18 protein-coding genes are annotated in these 22,404 nt (G+C 71.7%); 10 read left to right on the top strand and 8 right to left on the bottom strand.

What is annotated here, in order from left to right:
• The 3 genes from ACFPIH_RS34990 to ptsP all read left to right on the top strand — a co-directional run.
• Window positions 1–189: hypothetical protein (locus ACFPIH_RS34990; protein WP_381181236.1), on the top strand; the 189-nt coding region annotated here is incomplete at its 5' end.
• Window positions 190–446: 257 nt separating this feature from the next.
• Window positions 447–896 carry a PTS sugar transporter subunit IIA gene (locus ACFPIH_RS34985; RefSeq protein WP_381181238.1) on the top strand — a complete coding sequence of 150 codons (450 nt, stop codon included), beginning with the start codon at window positions 447–449 and terminating at the stop codon, window positions 894–896.
• A 114-nt stretch (window positions 897–1,010) separates the two neighbouring features.
• Window positions 1,011–2,681, top strand: coding sequence for a phosphoenolpyruvate--protein phosphotransferase (ptsP, locus tag ACFPIH_RS34980; RefSeq protein WP_381181240.1), 1,671 nt, complete (start codon window positions 1,011–1,013; stop codon window positions 2,679–2,681).
• 85 nt (window positions 2,682–2,766) lie between these two features.
• Here the strand turns inward: ptsP and ACFPIH_RS34975 are convergent, their stop codons facing one another.
• Entirely contained in the window at window positions 2,767–3,669 is a 903-nt protein-coding gene (locus ACFPIH_RS34975) for a hypothetical protein (RefSeq protein ID WP_381181242.1), read from the bottom strand.
• Between the two features lie 34 nt (window positions 3,670–3,703).
• Window positions 3,704–4,912 carry an MFS transporter gene (locus ACFPIH_RS34970; protein ID WP_381181244.1) on the bottom strand — a complete coding sequence of 403 codons (1,209 nt, stop codon included), beginning with the start codon at window positions 4,910–4,912 and terminating at the stop codon, window positions 3,704–3,706.
• Between the two features lie 112 nt (window positions 4,913–5,024).
• Here ACFPIH_RS34970 and ACFPIH_RS34965 point away from each other — a divergent pair, with 112 nt between their 5' ends.
• On the top strand, window positions 5,025–6,344 hold the full coding sequence (locus tag ACFPIH_RS34965) for an aminotransferase class I/II-fold pyridoxal phosphate-dependent enzyme (protein ID WP_381181245.1): 1,320 nt from the start codon (window positions 5,025–5,027) through the stop codon (window positions 6,342–6,344).
• Between the two features lie 18 nt (window positions 6,345–6,362).
• Here ACFPIH_RS34965 and ACFPIH_RS34960 read toward each other — a convergent pair whose 3' ends face one another.
• On the bottom strand, window positions 6,363–8,339 hold the full coding sequence (locus ACFPIH_RS34960; RefSeq protein ID WP_381181247.1) for an acetoacetate--CoA ligase: 1,977 nt from the start codon (window positions 8,337–8,339) through the stop codon (window positions 6,363–6,365).
• 212 nt (window positions 8,340–8,551) lie between these two features.
• Between ACFPIH_RS34960 and ACFPIH_RS34955 the strand changes: the two genes are divergently transcribed.
• Window positions 8,552–10,918, top strand: coding sequence for a glycoside hydrolase family 31 protein (locus tag ACFPIH_RS34955; protein WP_381181249.1), 2,367 nt, complete (start codon window positions 8,552–8,554; stop codon window positions 10,916–10,918).
• 4 nt (window positions 10,919–10,922) lie between these two features.
• On the opposite strand, the gene ACFPIH_RS34950 is transcribed toward ACFPIH_RS34955, so the two are convergent.
• Window positions 10,923–11,459, bottom strand: a complete 537-nt coding sequence (locus tag ACFPIH_RS34950) for an NUDIX domain-containing protein (RefSeq protein WP_381181251.1) — start codon at window positions 11,457–11,459, stop codon at window positions 10,923–10,925.
• Window positions 11,460–11,597: 138 nt separating this feature from the next.
• Here ACFPIH_RS34950 and ACFPIH_RS34945 point away from each other — a divergent pair, with 138 nt between their 5' ends.
• From ACFPIH_RS34945 to glpK, 5 genes are all read left to right on the top strand, one after another.
• On the top strand, window positions 11,598–12,023 hold the full coding sequence (locus ACFPIH_RS34945) for a Zn-ribbon domain-containing OB-fold protein (protein ID WP_381181500.1): 426 nt from the start codon (window positions 11,598–11,600) through the stop codon (window positions 12,021–12,023).
• Window positions 12,020–13,210: a lipid-transfer protein gene (locus ACFPIH_RS34940; RefSeq protein ID WP_381181253.1), complete on the top strand. Its 1,191-nt coding sequence runs from the start codon at window positions 12,020–12,022 to the stop codon at window positions 13,208–13,210. The genes ACFPIH_RS34945 and ACFPIH_RS34940 overlap by 4 nt, the downstream gene beginning before the upstream one ends.
• 144 nt (window positions 13,211–13,354) lie before the next feature.
• A complete protein-coding gene (locus tag ACFPIH_RS34935; protein WP_381181254.1) occupies window positions 13,355–14,989 on the top strand; it encodes an EAL domain-containing protein in 1,635 nt (544 codons plus the stop codon).
• 257 nt (window positions 14,990–15,246) lie between these two features.
• A complete protein-coding gene (locus ACFPIH_RS34930; protein ID WP_381181256.1) occupies window positions 15,247–15,978 on the top strand; it encodes an MIP/aquaporin family protein in 732 nt (243 codons plus the stop codon).
• Window positions 15,979–16,066: 88 nt separating this feature from the next.
• Window positions 16,067–17,587, top strand: a complete 1,521-nt coding sequence (gene glpK, locus ACFPIH_RS34925) for a glycerol kinase GlpK (RefSeq protein ID WP_381181258.1) — start codon at window positions 16,067–16,069, stop codon at window positions 17,585–17,587.
• Window positions 17,588–17,623: 36 nt separating this feature from the next.
• On the opposite strand, the gene ACFPIH_RS34920 is transcribed toward glpK, so the two are convergent.
• From ACFPIH_RS34920 to ACFPIH_RS34905, 4 genes are read right to left on the bottom strand one after another with little or no spacing between them, the layout of a single operon-like run.
• Window positions 17,624–18,229 (bottom strand): GTP-binding protein, encoded by a 606-nt coding sequence (locus ACFPIH_RS34920; RefSeq protein WP_381181261.1) that lies wholly within the window; start codon window positions 18,227–18,229, stop codon window positions 17,624–17,626.
• Window positions 18,230–18,281: 52 nt separating this feature from the next.
• The gene (locus ACFPIH_RS34915) at window positions 18,282–18,677 is read right to left on the bottom strand and encodes a DUF742 domain-containing protein (RefSeq protein WP_381181262.1); all 396 of its coding nucleotides are present in this window, start codon (window positions 18,675–18,677) and stop codon (window positions 18,282–18,284) included.
• 9 nt (window positions 18,678–18,686) lie between these two features.
• Window positions 18,687–19,121: a roadblock/LC7 domain-containing protein gene (locus tag ACFPIH_RS34910; protein ID WP_381181264.1), complete on the bottom strand. Its 435-nt coding sequence runs from the start codon at window positions 19,119–19,121 to the stop codon at window positions 18,687–18,689.
• Window positions 19,118–22,135, bottom strand: coding sequence for a sensor histidine kinase (locus tag ACFPIH_RS34905; protein ID WP_381181266.1), 3,018 nt, complete (start codon window positions 22,133–22,135; stop codon window positions 19,118–19,120). The genes ACFPIH_RS34910 and ACFPIH_RS34905 overlap by 4 nt, the downstream gene beginning before the upstream one ends.
• Window positions 22,136–22,404: the final 269 nt, after the last annotated feature.

Genomic DNA, 22,404 nt, shown 5'->3' with positions numbered 1-22,404 from the left:
GGGGTATCAACATATCTGGCGTTGATTTTTGGCACGCTGTTGAGTTCTCAAGGAACGGACGCTTCCTTTGTACTCACCCGAGACACTCTCAGGCTTTCCTCCGGGCGCTTCCCTTCGGTCTTGCGTTCCCAACTCTATCAGTGTTTTTCCGCTGTCCTGACCACCGTCCTGCAGGCATGCAGAAGGTGATCCAGAGTTAGGATCCGACCGAGTTGGTTGCTGCCCGATAAGCGCGCTTGATCGCGTCGCTCACCCTCAAGCAGGAGTACGACTGTACACGCGGCCGCAGAGCGCGTGCAAATCCATTAGAGTGGTGGTCTAGACCACGATGGTCGCTCTGGTGCGGAACCGGTACTTCATATGACATACCCTGCTGCACAGTGCGCCGTCCTGGACAAGCAGTCCACGCAGCAACGGCCCATACATCTCCACTTGGGAGGCTTCCCATGACCACCGTGACGTCCCCTCTCGCAGGACGCGCCATCGGACTGGCAGCGGTGCCGGACCCTGTCTTCTCCGGGGCCATGGTCGGCCCGGGTACGGCGATCGACCCGGTACGCGAGCCCTCCGAGGCGGTCGCACCCGTGGACGGAGTCATCGTCTCCCTCCACCCGCACGCCTTCGTCGTGGTCGACTCCGAGGGGCACGGCGTACTCACCCATCTCGGCATCGACACCGTGCAACTCAACGGGGAGGGCTTCGAGCTCCTCGTGAACAAGGGCGACACCGTGACCCGCGGTCAGAGCGTCGTGCGCTGGAACCCGGCAGCGGTTGAGGAGGCCGGCAAGTCCCCCGTGTGCCCCGTCGTGGCACTGGAGGCCACGGCCGACGCTCTCGGCGAGCTCCGTGAAGACGGCGACGTGAAGGCCGGCGACGTTCTCTTTTCCTGGCAGTGATGCCCACGCCGTCGTCGGTCGTCGTCAGCACATCTCAGGTGACGAGGACCGGCGACGGCTCGTAGGACAACCACCGCGGCGGCGGGACCCGCCGCACTATCGGAGACGGGTGAGATGGAGACAACGCTGCGAGGCGTCGGCGTGAGCCACGGTGTGGCGATCGGCGAGGTTCGGCACATGGGAACGGCGGTACTCGAACCGCCTGCCAAGCAGATCCCCGAGGAGGAGGCCGAGCGCGAGCAGGGACGCGCCCGCAAGGCCGTGGAAGCTGTGGCGGCCGACCTGATGGCGCGCGGCAATCTGGCGGGGGGCGAGGCCCAGGCCGTGCTCGAGGCACAGGCCCTGATGGCCCAGGACCCCGAGCTGATGGCGGACGTCGAGCGGCGGATCGCCGTCGGCAGCACGGCCGAGCGCGCCGTGTACGACGCGTTCGCCTCCTACCGCGAGCTGCTGGCGAATGCCGGTGAGTACCTCGCCGGGCGGGTGGCCGATCTGGATGACGTGCGGAATCGTATCGTCGCCCGTCTGCTGGGCGTTCCCATGCCTGGCGTCCCGGACAGCGACGAGCCGTACGTGCTGGTGGCCCGGGATCTGGCGCCGGCCGACACCGCGCTGCTGGACCCGACGCTGGTGCTGGGTTTCGTGACCGAGGAGGGCGGGCCGACGAGTCACAGCGCCATCCTGGCGCGTGCGCTCGGGGTGCCGGCTGTCGTGGCGCTGCCGGGGGCCGGTGAGCTTGCCGAGGGCACGATGATCGCCGTGGACGGCAGCTCCGGCGAGATATTCGTGAACCCGAGCGAAGAGAAGAAGGCGGAGCTCCAGGCCGCGGCCTCGGCGCGCAGGGCTGCGCTCGCCTCGTCGACGGGGCCCGGTGCCACCGCCGACGGTCACAAGGTGCCGCTGCTGGCGAACGTGGGGGGACCGGCCGACGTGCCGGCCGCCGTCGAGGCGGGGGCGGAGGGTGTCGGTCTCTTCCGCACCGAGTTCCTCTTCCTTGATGACAGCAAGAACGCGCCGACCGAGGAGAAGCAGGTCGAGGCGTATCGGGCGGTGCTCGAGGCGTTCCCCGAGGGGCGGGTCGTCGTGCGCGTGCTGGACGCGGGTGCGGACAAACCGCTGGACTTCCTGACTCCGGCCGACGAGCCGAACCCGGCGCTGGGTGTACGTGGTCTGCGCACCCTGCTGGATCATCCCGAGGTGCTGCGTACGCAGCTGACGGCGCTGGCGAAGGCGGTCGAGGGGCTGCCGGTCCACCTCGAGGTGATGGCCCCGATGGTGGCGGACCGTGCGGATGCCAAGGCGTTCGCGGACGCGTGCCGTGCGGCCGGGCTGCGGGCGAAGTTCGGGGCGATGGTGGAGATTCCGTCGGCCGCGCTGCGGGCCCGGTCGATTCTGCAGGAGGTCGAGTTCCTGTCGCTGGGGACGAACGACCTCGCGCAGTACACGTTCGCCGCGGACCGTCAGGTGGGTGCGGTGTCCCGGCTCCAGGATCCGTGGCAGCCCGCTCTGCTCGACCTGGTCGCGCTGTCCGCCGAGGCGGCCAAGGCCGAGGGCAAGAGCTGTGGCGTCTGCGGCGAGGCCGCTGCCGACCCGCTGTTGGCGTGTGTGCTGACCGGTCTGGGCGTCACCTCTCTTTCCATGGGTTCGGCGTCGATTCCCTATGTGCGGGCGACGCTGGCGAAGTACACGCTGGCGCAGTGCGAGCGTGCGGCGGCGGCTGCGCGCGCGACGGACAGCGCCGACGAGGCGCGCAAGGCGGCGCAGGCCGTGCTGTCGGGCGAGTAGCCGGATCGGGCCGGCTGTCGGCCGGTGAGCAGGGGCGCTCCGCCTTCGGGTGGAGCGCCCTTGTGCGTGGGCCTTCGGGGTTCGCTCAGTGATGGTGGTCTTCCGCGAGTCCGGTGGGTCCCTCCGGTCCGAGGTCCGGTGGGACGCAGTAGTCGACGCCGGATTCGGGTGCGATGAGGTCGCCTGATTCGGCGTCGGTGCAGTAGGCGTCGAAGACCTCTCCGGCGGTCAGCGCCTCGAGGCCGTCGCCGCGCATGCGCCAGCCGTAGACCCGGTCGGGGGTGTCGGGGGCCGTGGTGCGCATGACCAGGCCACCGGGTCCCTGGGTGGCGAGGCCGAGGGCGAGGACGGTGGTGAACTCCAGCGCTTCGGCCTCGTCGAGCCGGGTGGTGCCGTCGGCGTCGTCGTCGGCGTGGAGGACGGCGACGAGTGTTTCGGGTGTGCCGGTGACACTGCAGACGAGGTGTCGGTTGCCGGGCTGGGCCGTGTCGAGGATGCGGGTGAGGAGGTCGGAGGCCTGGGCGAAGGCCGCGCGGCCGATGTCCTCGCCGCAGGTCGCGCAGGCGCCGAGGCGGGCCAGGAGTGTGGCCGCGAACTCCCAGGTCGCCTGTCGTACGGCTTCGTCGACGAGGGCGGGGACGAGGTCGGCGAGGGGCTGGCCCTCGTAGGGGATGGTGGGGCCGGTGGTCGCGAGTTGGGCCGTGAAGCGGGTGCGGTTGGCGGGGAGATCGGGGTCGAGGCTCCTGGCGGCGCAGTATTCGGCGTACTCCTGCGGGTCGAAGAGGACGACCGTGGTGTGGCTGCCCTGGAGGGCGCGGGTCCTCAGGAGTGCCTCGACCTGCCGGAGGTAGGTGGCGTGGTCGTCGAAGGTGAAGCTGCGGTAGCGCCGCATGGCGTGGAAGTCGTGTTCGTCGGTGAGCAGGCCGATGGCGCCGGCGATCTCACGGCGCAGAACGCGGCGCATGGTCTGGTGGTCGGTGCGTGCCATGTTTCCCCCTGTGAGCACGATGGAGCACGGTCGATCAATGCTCACTCACAGTAACCGGCGGCACTGACAATGGACTGGGCGTGATCTTGCTGCGGACCAGTCGATGCTGAATCGCGCAGGTCAGGGCGATGGCGGTGCCGAAGGTGAGCCAGCCCAGAGGGCCGGTGGCGATTGCCGCGGTGACGGCGAGTGGTCCGATGCTGCGCTGGACGGACTGGGCCAGGCCGTGGACGCCGAGATAGGCGCCCTGAGCGGTGTCGGGAGCCAGGGCGACGGAGAGTTCCCAGGAGATGGTGGCGTGGAGCATCTCGGCGAGCGTGAAGAGGATGGCCGCGGCGGTGAGCCACAGGGTGGCGGCCGCGGTTCCACCGGTCGCGGAGGCGGCCATGGCTGTGCCCGCGAGGGCGAAGGCCGCCGAGAGCGGGAGCAGCAGTGCGCGGGCTGCGGCCGTGGTGGCGCCGAAGCGGGCCAGGGGGACCTGGAGGGCCACGACCATCACGTTGTTGAGCACCATCAGCAGGGGTGCGAGGCCGTGCGGTGCGGTGCTGCTGTGGGCGATCCAGAGCGGCAGGCCGACTTTGAAGACGGCGTCGTCGAGGAAGAGGACGGTGTCGGTGGCCACGTAGGCGAGGTAGGTGCGGTCGCGCCATGGGCTGGTCGGTGTGGTGGTGGGCCCGGGGTCTTTCGAGGTGCTCACGGTGCGGGTGGCGGAGCGGGGTTCGCCGCAGCGGAGGGTGAGGAGGGCGCAGACGGCGAAGGAGAGGGCGTCGCCGGCGAGGAGCCATCGGTAGGCGGCGGTGCTGTCGAGGGCGAGGGCCGCCGCCGCGCCGAGGCCGCCGAGGGCCCAGCCGGCGTTGGCGACCGTGCGTTGGAGCGCCTGGTAGCGGACGCGGTCGGGGCCGGCGACTCGGGTCGCGTAGAGCTTGGTGAGGATGTTGGCGGCGCGGTCGCCGAAGCCGCCGAGGGCGCAGTAGACCACGAGGAGGGCGTAGTGGTCGGTGGTCAGCAGCGCGAAGGAAGCGAGGGCGCGCACCAGTTGGAGCGCGACGAGCAGGCGGGTGAGCGGGAAGCGGTCCGCGAGCCGGCCGCCGATGGGGGCGCCCGCGATGCCGACGGCGCCGGCCACGGCGACGAGGGTGCCGACCTGGCCGACGGAGAGGCCGGAGACGTAGGTGAAGTACAGGACGCTGACGGATGCCCACAGTCCGCTGCCGATGCGGTCGACGAGGGCGATGGTCAGCATTTTTCGCCCGTCGCGCCCTCCCGGTGTGCGACTCGGCCGTGTGGCTGCGCGGCGGATCGGACGCACTGACTCCCCCTTGCGTGAAGTTATGTATTGATACATACTTATTGATGTGGCAACACAATATGGGATCAGTGGTACGACGGCCAAGGGGATTGCCGCGTCCGTCGAACAGGGCGTGGCCGACGGCGCGTTGGGGCCGGGGGCGGCGCTGCCTCCGGTGCGGCGGCTCGCGGACGATCTAGGGGTGAGCCCCGGGACGGTCGCGACGGCCTACAAGGAGTTGCGCAGACGGGGCATCGTCGTCACGCGCGGGCGTGGCGGCACGGTCGTGGCGGCGGTGCCGGCCGTTGCCTCCCGGAGGCCGCCCAAGGTGCCGGAGGGGCTGCGGGATCTGGCCGGCGGGCATCCCGACCCGGAGCTGCTGCCCGCTCTGGTGCCGCCTTCCCGGCTGTCCCCCGGTGTCCGTTCCCATCGCTCCACGCCCAGGCTGCCCCGGCTGGAGGAGGCCGTGCGGGACTGGCTGCGCCCCGACGGTGTTCCGGTGGAGCACGTGACCTTCGCGCATGGAGCCCTGGACCTGATCGGACGGCTGTTGTCCGTGGAGCTGCGGCCCGGTGACGCCGTGGCCATGGAGGACCCGGGGTATCACCATCTGCTGGACCTGGTCACGGCTCTGGGGCTGCGCAGCGTCCCTGTGGCCGTGGACGACGAGGGTGTGCGTCCCGACGCCCTGCGTGCGGCCGTACGGGCCGGCGTGCGGGCGCTGGTGTGCAGTCCTCGGGCGCAGAACCCCTATGGGGGCTGCTTCTCGGTCGCGCGCAGGGACGAGCTCGTCGGGATCCTGCGGGACGCGCCGGAGCTGCTGGTCGTCGAGAACGACCACGCGTCCGTGGTGGCGGACGCGTCGCTGCGGACCCTGACGTCGGACGGGCCGGCGCGCTGGGTGCATGTGCGGACGGTGAGCAAGTTCCTGGGTACCGATCTGCGGTGGGCCGCTGCGGCCTGCGACGCGACCACGCTGGCCCGGCACGACGGACGGCTGCTGCTGACGTCCGGCTGGGTCAGTCATCTCCTGCAGGAGACGGTCCACGGACTGCTCACGGACGACGGCACGCGCGCGTTGGTGACACGCGCGCGTGAGACGTACTCCCTGCGCAGGGGGGCCCTGGTCCGGGAGCTGGCGGCCAGGGGCATCGCGGCGCACGGCGTGAGCGGGATGAACCTGTGGGTGCCCGTGCGGGACGAGTCGGCCGCCGTCAACGGGCTGCGGTCGTGCGGCTGGTGGGTCGCGGCGGGCGCGAGGTTCCGGTTGGCGTCGGGGCCGGGGGTGCGGATCTCCGTCGCCGAGCTGGAGCCGCCCGACGCCGCTCGGCTGGCCTCGGACTTCGCCCTGGTGCTGGGCGAGTCCGAGGCGACCTACGGGGGCTGAGCTGGCTCTCCAGGGCCGTCAGGAGCGCTTGCGCGCGAGTGCCTCGTAGAAGTGCAGCAGCTCCAGGTTGTCGATGGAGCCCGGATTGACCGCCTTCTCCAGCGGGGTGCCCTGGAGGAGGCGTTTCACCGGGACCTCGATGCGCTTCCCGGTGAGGGTGTGCGGGACGCCGGGCACTTCGATGACCTCGTCGGGGACGTGGCGCGGCGAGAGCTGTTCGCGGATGGCCGCCCTGATGCGACCGAGCAGCGCGTCGTCGAGGGCGGCTCCGGGGGCGAGGTGCACGAAGAGGGGCATCCAGTAGCCGCCGTCGGGCTCCTCGATGCCGATGACGAGGGACTCCTTGATCTCGGGAAGCCGTTCGACGACCTCGTAGATGTCGGCGGAGCCCATCCGCACGCCCTGGCGGTTGAGCGTGGAGTCGGAACGGCCGTGAATGACGACGGAGCCGCGCGAGGTGACGGTGATCCAGTCGCCGTGGCGCCATACGCCGGGATACGTGTCGAAGTAGCTGTCGTGGTAGCGGCTGCCGTCCGGGTCGTTCCAGAAGTGGACGGGCATGGACGGCATGGGGTTGGTGACGACGAGCTCGCCGACCTCGTCGATGACGGGACGGCCGCTCGGGTCCCAGGCCTGCAGGTCGGTGCCGAGGCCGGGTGCCTGGAGCTCTCCGGTGTACACCGGGAGGGTCGGGACGGCGCCGGCGAAGCAGGAGCAGACGTCCGTGCCGCCGCTGACCGAGGCGATCCAGAGGTCGGCCCCGCTCTCCGCGAACTCGTCGTGCAGCCAGTGGAAGCCGTCCGGCGGGAGCGGTGACCCGGTGGTGGCGACGCACTGGACCTTGGTGAGGTCGTGGTCGCGGGCCGGGTGCACGTCCGCCTTGCGGCAGGCCATGACGTATGCCGCCGAGGTGCCGTAGAGGGTGGCTCCCGTGCGTTCGGCGACGCGCCACTGGGCGCCGATGTCGGGATGGCCGGGGCTGCCGTCGTAGAGGACGATCGTGGTGCCGGTCAGAAGGCCGGAGACGAGGAAGTTCCACATCATCCAGCCGGTCGAGGTGTACCAGAAGAAACGATCCTCGGGGCCGAGGTCGCAGTGCAGGCCGAGCTGTTTGAGGTGTTCGACGAGGATGCCGCCCTGGCTCTGGACGATGGCCTTGGGCAGGCCGGTCGTGCCGGACGAGTAGAGCACCCACAGGGGGTGGGCGAAGGGGACCTGTTCGAAGACCGGTTCCCCGTCCGCGGCCGTGAGGGCCGACCACTCCTGGGCACCCTCGGGGGCGTCGGTGCCCAGGAGCGGGATGTGGACGACGGCGCGCAGGGTGGGCAGTTCGCGGCGCAGTTCGGCGACGGCGTCGCGGCGGTCGTGCTCCTTGCCGCCGTAGCGGTAGCCGTCGACGGTGAACAGGACGACGGGCTCGACCTGCTGGAAGCGGTCGAGGACGCTGCGGGCGCCGAAGTCGGGGGCACAGGAGGTCCAGACGCCGCCCACGGCTGCGGTGGCGAGGAAGGCGACGACGGCCTGCGGGATGTTCGGGAGGTAGCCGCTGACGCGGTCTCCGGGGCCGACACCGAGGGCGCGCAGTTCCGCGGCCAGCGAGCCGACCTGGCGGCGCAGCTCCGACCAGGTCACCGGACGTGGCTCGTGGGACTCGTCGACGTGCAGCAGGGCCGGTTCGTCCGGGCGGTCGGCAGCCGCACGCAGGGCGTGCTCGGCGTAGTTCAGGGTGGCTCCGGGGAACCACTGGGCGCCGGGCATGGCACGGTCAGCGAGCACGCGCGCGTAGGGCGTGGAGAACCGTACGTCGAACCATTCCGTGACGGCTTTCCAGAATGATTCGAGCTCGTCGACTGACCAACGGTGCAGGGCCGGGTACCCGCCGTCGGCGGGGGCCCCGTGATGCTCGGCCGCCCAGGCTTGGAACCTGGTGACCTGGGCTTCTGCGATGCGCTGCGGCTCTGGCCGCCAGAGCGGCTCGGGGTTCAGGATCGACATGCGGCGGCTCCCGGACTGTGCGCGTCGTGTGCGTCGCCCGCGCACGGGCTCGCGTTGTGCGCGCGACGCGGCTGACAGGGACGATGCCATGTGATCGACTTCCGCACCAGGGAACCCCACACAGTCCGTGTCGTGAAGAAGCGGTCCCAGCACGGGTGAACGGCAGTTGAACGACACACGCGTGTGGAGCGGTAGGTGGCAGGGTGAGCAGCATGAACGGTCGTGACCTGGTGCGTTCGATGAAGGCGGTCGGTTCCGAGGGAGCGGCCCAGAGGTTGCGTGCCGTACGCGCGGCGTGGCGCAGGAGGCGCGCCGATGCCACCGGGCTGCCGGCGCGGGGCGCCGAACGTGCGCGCGTGCCGGGTCCTGTGCAGGAGGTGGAGCCCGGGCCCGGTGGAGGCACGATCCGGTTCGGCCGGTCGGAGCTGAGGATCCTCGTCGCCGTGAACGGAGCGGTCTTCCTGGGCTGGGACGGGGCCGGGCCCGAGCCGTCGTACGCGCTGGCCGGCCGCTGCCCGGAGCCCGACCCCCGGGCAGTGCTCGAGCCGCACAAGGACGGCGGCTGGCGGGTCGTGGCCGAGCGGGTGACGGTCGTGGTGTCGCGGCACGGCGCGATCGAGGTGTGCACGCCGGGAGGGGTGACGCTACGCCGGGAGCTGCCGCCCCGGTGGTGGGAGCCGCGGGACGGCGGTCCGGCGCGCTGGATGCAGCGGGCCGAAGTAGCGGCGGACGCGCGTTTCTTCGGGCTCGGCGGGCGGGCGTCGGGGCCTCTGCTGCGCGACGGCACGTACCGGCTGTGGAACACGGATCCCGGGCACGCGTTCGACCGCGTCGACGATCCGCTGCATCTGACGATGCCGGTGCAGCTGGTGGTGGCCGACGCTTCCACGCACCTGGTGTTCCACGACACCTCCTGGGACGGCACGGTGACGCTGCGGGAGGGTGAGGAGGGCGCCGGTTCGGGACACGACCGGGCCGGGTCGTGCGAGGTGCGGATGGACGGCGGACCGCTGCGCTGCTGGGTCGTGGTCGGCACTCCCGCGCGCGTGCTGCTCGCCTGGGCCTCGCTCACCGGGGCGCCGGCCCTGCCGCCCGCGTGGGCGCTCGGTCACCATCACGTGGGCGAGGGCCTCGGGGGCGAGCAGGAGGTGCGCCGGGTCGTGGCGGCCCATCAGGAGCACGGTCTGCCGCTCGACGCCGTCCATCTGGGCGTCGAGCACCACGACGGCCATCAGGTGTTCACCGTGGACCAGGACCGTTTCCCGAAGCTGCCGGTGCTCGCCGAGGAACTGCGGCGCGACGGGATCCGTCTGGTGTCCGTCGTCGAACCGGCCGTCGGGACCGAGCCGGGCGGCCCCGTCCACGACAGCGGGGTCGCCGAGGACGTGTTCGTCAAGGACTCCTCCGGGCATCCGGTCACGGGCGTGGTCCGGGCGGGCGAGGCGGTCTTCCCCGACTTCACGGACGCGCGCGTGCGGCGGTGGTGGGGAGCTCTGTACGCGGAGCGGGTCGCGCAGGGGTTCGCCGGCTTCTGGCACGACATGGACGAGCCGACGTCGTTCGCCGCGTTCGGGGAGTCGACCCTGCCACGGTCGGCCCGGCACGCCCTGGAGGGGCGGGGCGGCGATCACCGCGAGGCGCACAACGTCTACGGGCTCTGCATGGCCCGCGCGGGCTACGAGGGGCTGCGGGAGCTGTTCCCGCAGGAGCGTCCGTTCGTCCTCTCCCGCTCCGGCTGGGCGGGCCAGCAGCGCTACGGCGGGACGTGGTCGGGGGAGGTCGCCACGGCCTGGCCGGGGCTGCGCTCGTCGCTGTCTCTGGTGCTGGGCCTCGGTCTGTGCGGGGTGCCGTACTCGGGGCCGGATGTCGGCGGCGGCGACGGGAGCCCGTCGCCGGAGCTGTATCTGCGCCGGCTTCAGTTGGGCGCGTATCTGCCCCTGTTCCGGACGCGCGCCAGTGCGCGTGCGGGGCTGCGGGAACCGTGGCAGCTCGGTCCCGAGGTGCTGGAGCACGCGCGTGTGGCGCTCGTCGAGCGTCGGCGGCTGCTGCCGTACTTCGTCACGCTGGCGCATCTGGCCCGGCGCACCGGAGCCCCGTACGTGCGCCCCTTGTGGTGGGGGGCTCCCGAGGACCGGGCGCTGCGGGACTGCGAGGACGCCTTCCTGCTGGGCGACGCCCTGCTGGTCGCGCCGGTGCTCGACCCGGGTGCCGACCGCCGCGCGGTGCGGCTGCCGCGGGGGCTCTGGTACGACACGGCGACGGGCCGCAGACACCGGGGCCCGGGGCAGGTGCTCGTGGACGCGCCCTTGTCGCGCATTCCGGTGTTCGCCCGCGCGGGAGCCGTCATACCGGTGCGCGGGGAGGACGGCGGGCTGGAGCTGGAGGTGTGGACGCCCGCCCGGGGCCGGACCGGTGGCGGTGTGGTGGTGCGGGACGCGGGCGACGGCTGGGACGAGCCCGAGACCGAGCGTTACGTCGCCCGCTGGGAGGGGCGGGAGGTCGTCGTCGAGCGGGAGAGTGAGGACGGCGTGCACGAGCCGTCCCACCCTGTGCGTGTACGCGGACTCGCCGAGCGGTGAGGGCTCAGACGTACCGGCCCTCGAAGAACGCCCGTACCGCGTGCGTGTGCAGCGGGAAGGCCAGTTCCTCCGGCCTGTGCAGCAGGTGCCAGCCCTCCGTCTCGTCGGTGGCGGCCGACTCCGGGAGGCGGTCGGCGGGGCGCTCCGGGAGGAGCCCGAACAGCAGCAGGTGCCCGTCGGGGGAGCTCATGGCGTCGGCGAGCCGTACATCGCGGCTCGCGGCGTCGATGCCGGTCTCCTCCCGGAGTTCGCGGACGACGGCCGCCTTCCACTCCTCGCGGTCGTCGATGTAGCCGCCGGGCAGTGCGATGCCCCCGCGCGCGGGGGCGATGGTTCGGGTGATGACGACCAGGGCGGTGCCCTTCGTGTCGTACACGGGCTGGAGCGCGATGGCCACCGGCAGCGGGTTGCGGTAGGCCATGGCGGCGCAGACCGGACAGGTGCGCGGCCAGCCGGTGACACCCTCCCCATAGGGCGCTCCGCAACTCGAACAGTGGGAGTCGCGCGCGGAGTTCGCAGTGAAATGCAGATTTTCGGACACGCGGCGGAGCGTATCCGATCTTCGGGACGCCCAGTCGTGTGAGGCGTCCTCCCTGCCCAATTCCCGTCGCCCGTGCCACACTCCTGACGTTCCGTCAGATTCGGTGGAGGAGGGCCCTTGTCACGCACACGCACACCTGTGGTCGCCGGGTGGTTCACCGGGGAGGGGGACTCCTTCCGGCTGCTCGGAACGCGCTGCCGGGCGTGCCGGTCGGTCTTCTTCCCCCGTGAGGACGCCTTTTGCCGCAACCCGGCCTGCCAGAGCGACGAGTTCGACGAGGTGCCGCTGTCGCGCCGCGGGCGGGTCTGGTCGTACACGGACAGCCGCTACCAGCCTCCGTCACCCTATGTGACCGATCCGGAACTTCCGTGGGAGCCGTACGCGTTGATCGCTGTGGAGCTGGAGTCCGAGCGGATCGTGGTGCTGGGACAGGCGGTTCCCGGGGTCACCGTCGCCGATCTGACGGTGGGCATGGAGGTCGAGGTCGTCCCCGGGGTGCTCAACGAGGACACGGAGACGGTCTGGACGACCTGGCACTGGCGGCCGACGGGGGTGGCGCAATGACGGCAGAGGTGGCGGTGCTCGGCGCGGGAATGCACCCGTGGGGCAAGTGGGGGCGCGGCTTCGTCGAGTACGGGGTGAAGGCGGCGCGCGCGGCCCTCGCCGACGCGGGCCTGGAGTGGCGGGACGTCGGCGCGATCGTCGGCGCGGACACGGTCCGTGGCGGCTATCCGGGCTATGTGGCCGGGGCGACGTTCGCGAAGGCGCTGGGCTGGCAGGGCGCCCGGGTCGCGAGCGTGTACGCCGCGTGCGCGTCGGGGGCCCAGGCGATCGACGCGGCGCGGGCACGGATCCTCGCGGGCCTGGCGGACGTGGTCCTCGTGGTGGGGGCCGACGCGGCACCCAAGGGCTTCTTCCGCCCCGCGGGCGGAGACCGTCCCGAGGACCCGGACTGGCTCCGCTTCCGGGTGCTCGGCGCCACCAATCCGACCTACTTCGGGCTGTACGCGCGCAGACGCATGGCCGTGCACGGGGACACGGTGGAGGACTTCGCCCAGGTCAAGGTGAAGAACGCGGCCATGGGTGCGCTGAACCCGAACGCGCGGTACCGCAAGCGGGTGACGGCCGAGGAGGTCGCCGCGTCCGCCGTGGTCGCCGATCCGCTGCGGCTCCTTGACATCTGCGCGACCTCGGACGGCGGGGCGGCCCTGGTGCTGTCCAGCATGGAGTTCGCCCGTCGGCACGGCCAGGCGGATCCCGTGCGGATCCGGGCCGTGTCGACGGTGACGCCCCGGTACCCCAGCACCGTCCTGGACCTGCCGGACATCGCGACCGACTCGGCGGTCGCGGTGGAGCCGGGCGACGAGCCGTTCCGGGCGTCGATCGCCCGCGCCGCCTACGAGGAGGCGGGTGTCGGGCCCGAGGAGCTGTCCCTCGCGGAGGTCTACGACCTGTCCACCGCACTGGAGTTGCAGTGGTACGAGGACCTGTGGCTGTGCGGCGACGGCGAGGGCGCCAAGCTGCTGCGGGAGGGCGCGACCGGGCCGGGCGGTCGTATACCGGTGAACCCGAGCGGAGGACTGGCCTCGTTCGGGGAGGCGGTGCCCGCCCAGGCCATCGCCCAGGTCTGCGAGGTGACCTGGCAGCTGCGGGGGCAGGCCGGCGAGCGGCAGATCGCCGGCGCGCGTGTGGGCATCACGGCGAACCAGGGGCTGTTCGGGCACGGATCGGCGGTGATCGCGGTCCGGTGAGAAGGCGGGCGGAGGAGGGACGGACGGGATGCCGCGGCGCGGGCCGCGGACCGCGCCCGCCACCGTCCGTGAGCACCCCGGAAGCCTGCGTGAACGTCTCATGAACTGGGCTTGGGCGTACGCCGGCGGCGTCATCATGCTCCCGTGCGCTCCTGGACGGATACTCTCCGCTTCGCGTTCCAACCCGTGGTCAACCTGGCCACGGGAGGTGTGGCGGGGCTGGAGATTCTGGCCCGGCCGGAGTCCGGCGACATCCTGGCGGAGGCCCGCCGGGATCCCGAACTCGACGGCGAGCTGGCCGTGTTGGCGGTGCGGGCGGCGGTGCGCAGGGAAATGCTGCTGCCGCTGCATGTGAACGTGTTCGCTGGCACGCTGGCCGATCTCGGCGGGCTCACCCCTCTGCACGACGCGGTGCGCGCGGTGGGCCGACTGCCGTGGGAGGTGACGATCGACGTCGTACCGCCGTACACGCACGTTCCCCAGCGGGCGCTCCTCGAGGCGCTGGCGGCGCTGCGGGAACAGGGCTTCCGGATCAGCGCGGACGGCGTCGGCGACGGGGACGTACCGCTGCGGCTGCTGGTCGACATGGCGCCGGACCTGGTGAAGCTCGACGCGTCCCTGCTGGCACGGCCGGCCGCGGTGCGGGCGATGCGGACCCTGTGCGAGGAGTCGCGGGCGCTGCTGGCCGTCGAGGGCGTGGAGACCGAACTGCAGTGCGCTGCCGCGCTGTCGGCGGGTGCTCAGCTGGCGCAGGGCTCGCTGTTCGCGCCTCCGGCCCGGCTGCCCGCCGCCGAGGTGTACGTCCCGCCGCACGTCGCCGGCGCGGTGTCGGCGCCCCGCTCGGGGCCGTCGGTACGGCAGTTCCTGCGGCCGGCCGCTCTCCTGCCGGTCACCGCCTCCGCCGGTCAGGTGCGGGCGCTGCTGACCGGGTCGCCGGAGGTGTCGGGGGTGCTGCTGGTGGACCGCACCGGTGTTCCGGTCAGGTCGGTGCACCGGTCGCGCTTCCTGCTGTCGATGTCGGGGCGCTACGGCCATGCCCTCTACGCCGACCGGCCCGCGGCCAAGCTCGGCGACCCGCCGCGGACGGTGGGCATCGACGCGACGGCGTGGGAGGTGCTGGACGTGGTCGCGGTCGGCGGTCTGGACCGCACCTCGGACGACGTGGCGGTCGTCGACCGGCACGGGCGGTGCGTGGGTGTCGTACGACTCGCCGATCTCGTACGGGCGCTCGCCGAGAGCCGGGTGGAGGAGGCCGTGCGGCTCAACCCACTGACCCGGCTGCCGGGTTCGGACGCGATCACCGGGGAGATGGACCGGCGGATCGCGGAGGGCCGGGCGTTCGCGCTCAGTTGGCTGGACGTCGACCACTTCGAACAGGTCAACGACGGGGCGGGGTTCGCGGCCGGCGACGAGCTGATCCGGTCGGTGGGGCGGGCGTTGCAGGTCGTCTCGGCCGGGAACACCCGCGTGGGGCACATCGGCGGGGACGACTTCCTGGTGCTGACCGATCCGGAGGCTCTGGACGCGCTGGCCGGCGCCGTGCTGGACGCGCCCTGGTCGGCCGGCGGACGCCCCGTCACCCTGTCGCTGGCGACGCTCCTGTGCCCGCCGGGCGGCGTGACGGACATTCGGCAGGCGGCCGGGGGCCTGGCGCCGCTGAAGAAGGCCGCGAAGGCGCTTCTCGGGGCGAGCTGGGTGCTGGGGCACGCGGGGCTGCCCGGATACGAGGTCCGCCGCGGATCGCCTCCGGTGGCCGCGGCGGGGGCCGGGGTGGGGTGAGCGACGGCTGACAAGCCGTCCGGGAGCGCGCCGGCGGTCGGTCCGCAGACCTGCGCCCAACCATTGCCGTCAGCCTCCTTGACGCTCTCCGGGTGCCGGAGAACACTTCCCGGTGTCAGTCGACATCGCCGTACAAATTCGGCGTATTCAGGCAAGCGCCGCGCGGGACCTCCCTGTCATGGCCGACGCAGCCACGCGCACCGCACCCTGCACGGAGCACCGGGGCCGCATGCCCCGGGCCGGGCCCAGGAGCCGCCATGAGCAACGGACACATATTCGTCGGCGAGGTCATCGGGACCGCGATCCTCATCCTGTTCGGCGCGGGTGTCTGCGCCGCCGTCACCCTCAGACACTCCAAGGCACGGGCATCGGGGTGGGTGGTGATCGCCTTCGGCTGGGGGTTCGGGGTGCTGGCCGGGGCGTACACGGCCGCACCGCTGTCCGGGGGCCAGCTCAACCCCGCCGTGACGCTCGGCATCGCCGTCGACACGGGCGAGTGGGGCAAGGTCTGGGTCTACCTGCTGGGCCAGTTGGTCGGGGCGATGCTCGGTGCCGTTCTCGCGTACCTGGTGTACCTCGCGCAGTTCCAGGCGAACGTGCCGGAGGGCGACGACGAGCCGACGCCGACCCTGGGAATCTTCTCCACCATCCCCGAGATCCGGAACCCGGTCGCCAACCTGATCACGGAGATCATCGCGACGATGGCGCTCGTGCTGCCGATCCTCGCGTTCGGGCTGACGAAGGGGCTCGGTGAGTCCGGCACGCTGGTGCTGATCGTGTCCCTGCTCGTCGTCGGCATCGGGCTCTCCCTGGGCGGCCCCACCGGTTACGCCATCAACCCGGCGCGCGATCTCGGCCCGCGCATCGTGCACACCTTCCTGCCGATCCCCAACAAGGGCACCTCCGACTGGGGTTACGCCTGGATCCCGGTCGTCGGCCCGCTGATCGGAGGAGCGCTCGCGGGTCTGCTCTACCACGCGGCCTTCTGAACGAACCGGCCATCCAACCCCCAGTCGCTCCGAACCGCCCAGCCTCCTGACTCAACGCAGCCTTCTGAACCAGGCCCAAGGGGTAGCCATGACGGACAACGCCGAGAAGTACGTCGCCGCAATCGACCAGGGCACCACCTCCAGCCGCTGCATCGTCTTCGACCACGGCGGCGCGATCGTCGCCGTCGACCAGCGCGAGCACCGCCAGATCTTCCCCAAGCCCGGCTGGGTCGAGCACGACGCCACCGAGATCTGGTCCAAGGTGCAGGCCGTGGTGGCCGGGGCGGTCGCGAAGGCCGGCCTGCGGGCGGATCAGATCAGCGCGCTCGGGATCACCAACCAGCGTGAGACGACCGTGCTGTGGGACCGTGCCACGGGCAAGCCGGTGCACAACGCCATCGTCTGGCAGGACACCCGGACCGCGGGCCTGTGCGACGAACTCGGCGGCACGGACGGGCAGGACCGGTTCCGTGACCGGACGGGACTGCCGCTGGCCAGCTACTTCTCGGGGCCCAAGGTGGCCTGGCTGCTGGACAACGTGCCCGGGCTGCGGGACCGGGCCGAGCGCGGAGAGATCGCTTTCGGCACGATCGACTCCTGGCTGATCTGGAACCTGACCGGCGGTGTCGACGGCGGACGGCACGTGACCGACGTGACCAACGCCGGGCGGACCATGCTGATGAACCTCGAGACCCTGCAGTGGGACACCTCCATTCTTTCGGCGATGAACGTCCCCGAAGGGGTGCTGCCGGAGATCAGGTCCTCCGCCGAGGTGTACGGGACCGCCGTGGGGCAGCTCGGCGGGGTGCCGGTCGCCTCGGCGCTGGGCGACCAGCAGGCGGCGGTGTTCGGCCAGGCGTGCTACGACGTGGGCACGGCGAAGAACACGTACGGGACGGGCAGCTTCCTGCTGCTCAACACCGGGGGCCGGCCGGTGCCGTCCAAGAACGGGCTGCTGACGACGATGGGTTACCGGATCGGCGGTGAGGCGCCGGTCTACTGCCTGGAGGGCTCGATCGCGATAACGGGTGCGCTCGTGCAGTGGTTCCGGGACCAGCTCGGCATCATCCGTTCGGCCGACGAGATCGAGACGCTGGCGGCGAGCGTCGAGGACAACGGCGGGGCGTACATCGTGCCCGCGTTCTCGGGGCTGTTCGCGCCGTACTGGCGTTCGGACGCGCGCGGGGTGGTCACCGGACTCACCCGCTACGTCACGAAGGCGCATCTCGCGCGCGCGGTGCTGGAGGCGACCAGCTGGCAGACGCGGGAGGTCGTGGACGCCATGTTCCAGGACTCCGGGGTGCCGATCACGACCCTCAAGGTGGACGGCGGCATGACGACGAACAACCTGCTGATGCAGCATCAGGCGGACGTGCTCGGGGTTCCCGTGGTCCGGCCCAGGGTGTCCGAGACGACGTGCCTGGGCGCGGCGTACGCGGCGGGGCTGGCCACCGGCGTGTGGAACGACCTCGACGAACTCAAGGCGCACTGGCAGAAGGACGCCGAGTGGACTCCGGCGATGGAGCCGTCGGAGCGGGACCGCGAGTACCGCAACTGGCGCCGGGCCGTGGAGAAGAGCTTCGGCTGGGTGGAGGACGGCGCGGACTGACACGCACGCGTGTGTGCCACTCCGCAGTGCCGCGGCTCAGGTGGTGACGGTCTCCCGGCGCTCGGTGCCGAAGTCCATCGCGTGCTGAACGACACCGATCAGGACGTCCCGCACCGACAGCCGGTCGCGGGCATCGCACAGCAGAACCGGTACGTCGTCGTCGAGGTCGAGCGCCCGGCGCACGTCCGCCTCCGGGTAACGGACCGCGCCCTCGAAGCAGTTGACGCCGACCAGGAAGGGTATGGAGCGCCGCTCGAAGTAGTCGATGGCGGCGAAGCAGTCCTCCAGGCGGCGGGTGTCGGCGAGCACGACGGCGCCGAGCGCGCCCTCGGAGAGCTCGTCCCACATGAACCAGAACCGCTCCTGGCCGGGCGTGCCGAACAGGTACAGCACCAGGTCCTCGCGCAGGGTGATGCGGCCGAAGTCCATGGCGACGGTGGTGGTGTGCTTGCGCTCGACTCCGGTGATGTCGTCGACCGGACGGCCGGCCTCGGTGAGGTACTCCTCGGTGCGCAGCGGCCGGATCTCGCTGACCGCGCCGACGAGGGTGGTCTTGCCCACCCCGAAACCGCCGGCCACCAGGATCTTGAGCGTGACGGGTTCGACCTGCGGCTTGCCGCGCTCAGAACGCCCGAAGATCATTGATCACTTCTCCTGCTTGAAAAAGGGGGGTGGGGCGTGGGCAGGGGTAGGCTCACAGCGCCCGGAGGCCGTTGATCACGTCGCGCAGAATACTCTCGTCCGGCAGCTCGGCAGGAGGTACGGGCCGGTTCACATGGACGAACCGCGCGTCCACGAGATCGCCGACGAGAACCCGTACCACGCCTATGGGCAGGTCGAGTTCGGCGGCGAGTTCGGCGACCGACTGCGGCGCGGCCAGGCACAGGTCCACGATGTCGACGTGTTCCGGGGACAGCGAGTCGTCCGCCTCGGGATCGTCCGCGTGCGGCTCGGCGACGACCAGCGCGATCAGATCGAGCCGGTGCTGGACCGCGCTGGTGGTGCGGCCCCGCGTCATGGCGTAGGGGCGCACCACCGGTCCGGCCTCGTCGTCGAACCAGTGGCTGCTACCCCGACCGTCTGTGCTCATGCCATCCCACTACCCGCCCGCGGGCAGGTCGGTGCGTGGCGCGGTGCCCAGGTGTACGCCGACCCGCTTGACGAGGAGAGTCATCTCGTACGCGACCTGGCCGACGTCCGAATCGGCGTCCGAGAGGACGGCGAGACAGCTGCCGTCACCGGCGGCGGTGACGAACAGGAAGGCGTCGTCGAGTTCGACGACGGTCTGCCGGACGCTGCCGGCGTCGAAGTGGCGGCCCACACCCTTGGCGAGGCTGTGGAAGCCGGAGGCGACGGCGGCCAGGTGCTCGCTGTCCTCTCGGGTCAGGTCCTTCGACGCCCCGGTCGCGAGGCCGTCGCCGGAGAGCACGACGGCCTTGCGGATGCTGGCGACCCGGTCGACGAGCTCGTCGAGGAGCCAGTTCAGCTCGCCGTGGTTGGGCGTGGTGTGGCCGGTCGGCTTCGGTGCGGTCATCGACCGTCCCCCTTACTCGTTCGTTGTGGTGCTGTGCCGCTGTGGTCTGCGTCGCCCGAGGCGTTCTCTTCGCGACCGCGCTGCCAGCCGCGCTGGAGCGAGGCCATACGGCTGCGTACCTCGTCGGCGTCGCGGTCCTCGGGGGCGGTGCGGTCCTCGGCGCGTGGAGCTGGGCCCTGCCGCAGCTGCGGGGCGAGATTCGCCTGCCGTACGCGCCGGGGCAGCGCCTCGGGCGCGGGGCCGACGCCCTGCGCCCCACCGGCGCCTGGGCCGCCCGCGCGTCCCTCGGGCACCTGGCCCGGGTGCACGGTGGAGTCGTCGCGGCCGGGTGCGGCGGAGGGCTGGCGGGTCCGCCGGGGCAGGCCGGGGACCTGGGAGGGATCGCCGGCGCCGCGGTCGGGAGAGGCCGACAGGGCTGGAAGCTCGGGCGTGCCGCGACCTGGAGAGGACGACAGCGGGGGCGGCTCGGCCATGCCCCGGCCTGAAGGCTCGGGCGTGCCGCCGCCGTGTGGGATCTGCGGCGAGGTGCCGCGTCGCCGGGTCGGCAGGGGCGCGGGTCCGTCGGCGGACTCCGGGCGGCGCGGCGAGAGTTCGTCGTCCGGCTCCCCGCGCCGGGGGCGGGATTCGGTGACCGGGCGGCCGTGCGAGCTGACCAGCTTGGGCGTCCGACGGTTCGGCAGGGGTACGGGAGCAGCCGGGTCGGCACCCCGGTCCTGCTCGGCGTGCGGGTCCTGGTGGGTGCGAGGGTCCTGCTGGGCGCGCGGGTCGACGAGTCCGCGGTGCCGGTCGGCCGTATCGGGTGCCGGGTCGCCCTCGGGGTGACGGAGCGAGCGGCGCGGGCGGAACAGTCCGCCGTGCTCGTCGTCGTCCTCGTCCAGGACGGCCGGGAATTCGCTGTCCAAGGGGGCGGGGAAGCCGCTGTCCAGGGCGACCGGGAAGCCGCTCAGGGCGTCCAGGTCGACGGGCGCCTCCAGCTCGACCGGGCCGTCCAGCACCGAGGCGGGCATGCCGGGGAGCTGGACCGAGGAGGGCAGCGCGGGCCTGCGGCCGTCGGCGGACTCGGCCGCCTTCGGGGCCCGGGGGCGGTCGAGACGGAAGCCGACGCCGTTGGTGTCGGGGACGTCGTCGGTCAGCAGGGCGTCGGGGATGAAGACGACGGCGGTGGTTCCACCGTACGGGGACGGCTGCAGGGAGACGCGGACGTTCTGGCGCTGGGCGAGCCTGCTGACCACGAACAGTCCGAGGCGGTCGGTGTCGGACAGTTCGAACTCGGGGGTCTCGGCGAGCCGGAGGTTGGCCTCCAGGAGCGCTTCGGGCGCCATGCCGAGGCCGCGGTCGTGGATCTCCAGGGTGAACCCGTTGGCGACCCGCTCGCCCAGGACCTGGACGGCGGTGTGCGGCGGGGAGAACACCGTGGCGTTCTCGAGGAGTTCGGCCACCAGGTGGGTGAGGTCGGCGACGGCCGGACCGGTGACGGCCAGGCGGGGCAGGCGGCGCACCTCGATGCGTTCGTAGTCCTCGACCTCGGCGACGGCGGCGCGCACGATGTCCATGAGCTGGACGGGCCTGCGCCACTGGCGGGAGGGGGCGGCGCCGGAGAGGATCACCAGGCCCTCGGCGTGCCGGCGCATGCGGGTGGTGAGGTGGTCGAGGCGGAAGAGGTCGGCGAGTTCCTCGGTGTCCTCGGTGCGGCGCTCCATGGTGTCCAGCAGGGTGAGCTGCTTGTGCAGCAGGACCTGGCTGCGGCGGGCGAGGTTGACGAAGACCTCGGAGACCCCGCCGCGCAGTTCGGCCTGTTTGACGGCGGCCTCGACGGCGGCGCGCTGGAGGGTGTTGAGGGCCTGGCCGACCTCGCCCATCTCGTTCTTGTCGTACTCCAGGCGCGGCACCTCGGTCTCCACGTCGACCTGTTCGCCGGCGGAGAGGCGGCGCATCACGCTGGGCAGCCGTACGGCGGACGCCTCGTGGGCCTCCAGCCGCAGCTGGCGCAGGTCGCGGATGAGGCCGCGGCCGACGCGTACGGACAGGACCAGGGAGAGGATCAGGGCGACCAGCCCGAGGACGCCGGCGATCACGGTCTTGACGATGACCTCGACGGCCACCGGCCGGACGCGCTCCTGGTAGCGGTCGTTGGCCTGTTCGTCCAGGGTGCCGAGTTCGTCGAGGACGTTTCCGGCCGCGGTGTCCCAGTTCCTGGCGGTGACGCCCCGGGGCACCTCGCCGGGCGTGGTGGCGACGACCGCCTGTTCGACGGTGCGCAGCGGTGCGGTGGTGGCGTTCTTCCAGAAGGTCTCGTAGCGCTCGCGCTCGGCGGTGGGCAGCTGGGCGAGGCTGATGTCGTAGACCACGGCCCGCTGGGCCTCCAGGTCGGAGACGTCGCGGATCTCCTCGCGGCTGAGCCGGCCCACGACCAGGGCGGAGCCGAGCAGGGCGTCCTCCTGGGAGAGCAGTTCGCGGGCGCGGGCGACGCTGACGAGGGCCCGGTACTGCTTGTCCATCTCGACGCTGTCGACGACGTCGAGCTTGGCGAGCAGGGCGTAGCAGGGGTCGATGAGCTGGTTGTAGAGGTCCAGGGCCTGGGCCCTGGTGAGGGTGCCCTCCTCGACGCTGCGGCGCAGGGAGTCGAGGCCGTCGAAGGCGTCGAGCACCGCCGTGAGGCCGTCGCCGTCGTCCTGGTCCAAGGCGTCGCGGACGTCGGAGTCCTGGGCGTTGCGGCGGATCTCGGCGAGTTCCTCGTCGGTGGCCTTGCGGGTGCGGCGCAGCGCGGAGAAGGCGTCGGAGGCCCGCGGGTCGGCGAGGTAGACGAGGGTCTGGCGGCGTTCCTGCTGAACGACGCGGACCGTGTCCTCGATGGGGTAGCCGACCTTCTCCATGAGGGACGACACCGTGAACAGACGGTTCGCCTCACGGCCCGTCAGCACCATGGTGAAGCCCCAGATGGCGGTCAGGGACACCAGCGGCACGAGCAGCAGCGCCACGATCTTCCGGCGGACCGACTTCCCGCGAAAGCGCATGGACTCCCCCAGCTCGAACCCCCGCCTGGAGGGGGTACGCATGTGCGTCAACAAACGGCGCGAGCCTACTACCGACGCACTGTTAACTCGAAGAGCTGTCCGGAACCCGAACCTCCGCACCAGAGTCGAGAGATGGGGAGTTGTCCGGGCATTCCGGGAGATTGCCCACCCGAAACCGGGCGCTCTGGTCGGAGCGGAACGATTCCGCCCAGTGATCGACTTGGCCAGAATTTTTCGTAAGTCGGGGATCTTTCATGGCGTCTTGTTCG

This window comes from Streptomyces vulcanius (assembly GCF_042653945.1).
In the GTDB taxonomy this organism is placed as follows: Bacteria; Actinomycetota; Actinomycetes; order Streptomycetales; family Streptomycetaceae; genus Streptomyces; species Streptomyces mangrovi.
The sequence above is the reverse complement of the archived record's forward strand: the minus strand, read 5'-3'. Positions and strand labels throughout refer to the sequence as shown.

Bases quoted from the DNA above. Each gene is read 5' to 3' on its own strand.
- ACFPIH_RS34985 (WP_381181238.1), top strand. From the start codon at position 447: ATGACCACCGTGACGTCCCCTCTCGCAGGACGCGCCATCGGACTGGCA.
- ptsP (WP_381181240.1), top strand. From the start codon at position 1,011: ATGGAGACAACGCTGCGAGGCGTCGGCGTGAGCCACGGTGTGGCGATC.
- ACFPIH_RS34975 (WP_381181242.1), bottom strand. From the start codon at position 3,669: ATGGCACGCACCGACCACCAGACCATGCGCCGCGTTCTGCGCCGTGAG.
- ACFPIH_RS34970 (WP_381181244.1), bottom strand. From the start codon at position 4,912: ATGCTGACCATCGCCCTCGTCGACCGCATCGGCAGCGGACTGTGGGCA.
- ACFPIH_RS34960 (WP_381181247.1), bottom strand. From the start codon at position 8,339: ATGTCGATCCTGAACCCCGAGCCGCTCTGGCGGCCAGAGCCGCAGCGC.
- ACFPIH_RS34955 (WP_381181249.1), top strand. From the start codon at position 8,552: ATGAACGGTCGTGACCTGGTGCGTTCGATGAAGGCGGTCGGTTCCGAG.
- ACFPIH_RS34940 (WP_381181253.1), top strand. From the start codon at position 12,020: ATGACGGCAGAGGTGGCGGTGCTCGGCGCGGGAATGCACCCGTGGGGC.
- ACFPIH_RS34930 (WP_381181256.1), top strand. From the start codon at position 15,247: ATGAGCAACGGACACATATTCGTCGGCGAGGTCATCGGGACCGCGATC.
- glpK (WP_381181258.1), top strand. From the start codon at position 16,067: ATGACGGACAACGCCGAGAAGTACGTCGCCGCAATCGACCAGGGCACC.
- ACFPIH_RS34920 (WP_381181261.1), bottom strand. From the start codon at position 18,229: ATGATCTTCGGGCGTTCTGAGCGCGGCAAGCCGCAGGTCGAACCCGTC.
- ACFPIH_RS34915 (WP_381181262.1), bottom strand. From the start codon at position 18,677: ATGAGCACAGACGGTCGGGGTAGCAGCCACTGGTTCGACGACGAGGCC.
- ACFPIH_RS34910 (WP_381181264.1), bottom strand. From the start codon at position 19,121: ATGACCGCACCGAAGCCGACCGGCCACACCACGCCCAACCACGGCGAG.
- ACFPIH_RS34905 (WP_381181266.1), bottom strand. From the start codon at position 22,135: ATGCGCTTTCGCGGGAAGTCGGTCCGCCGGAAGATCGTGGCGCTGCTG.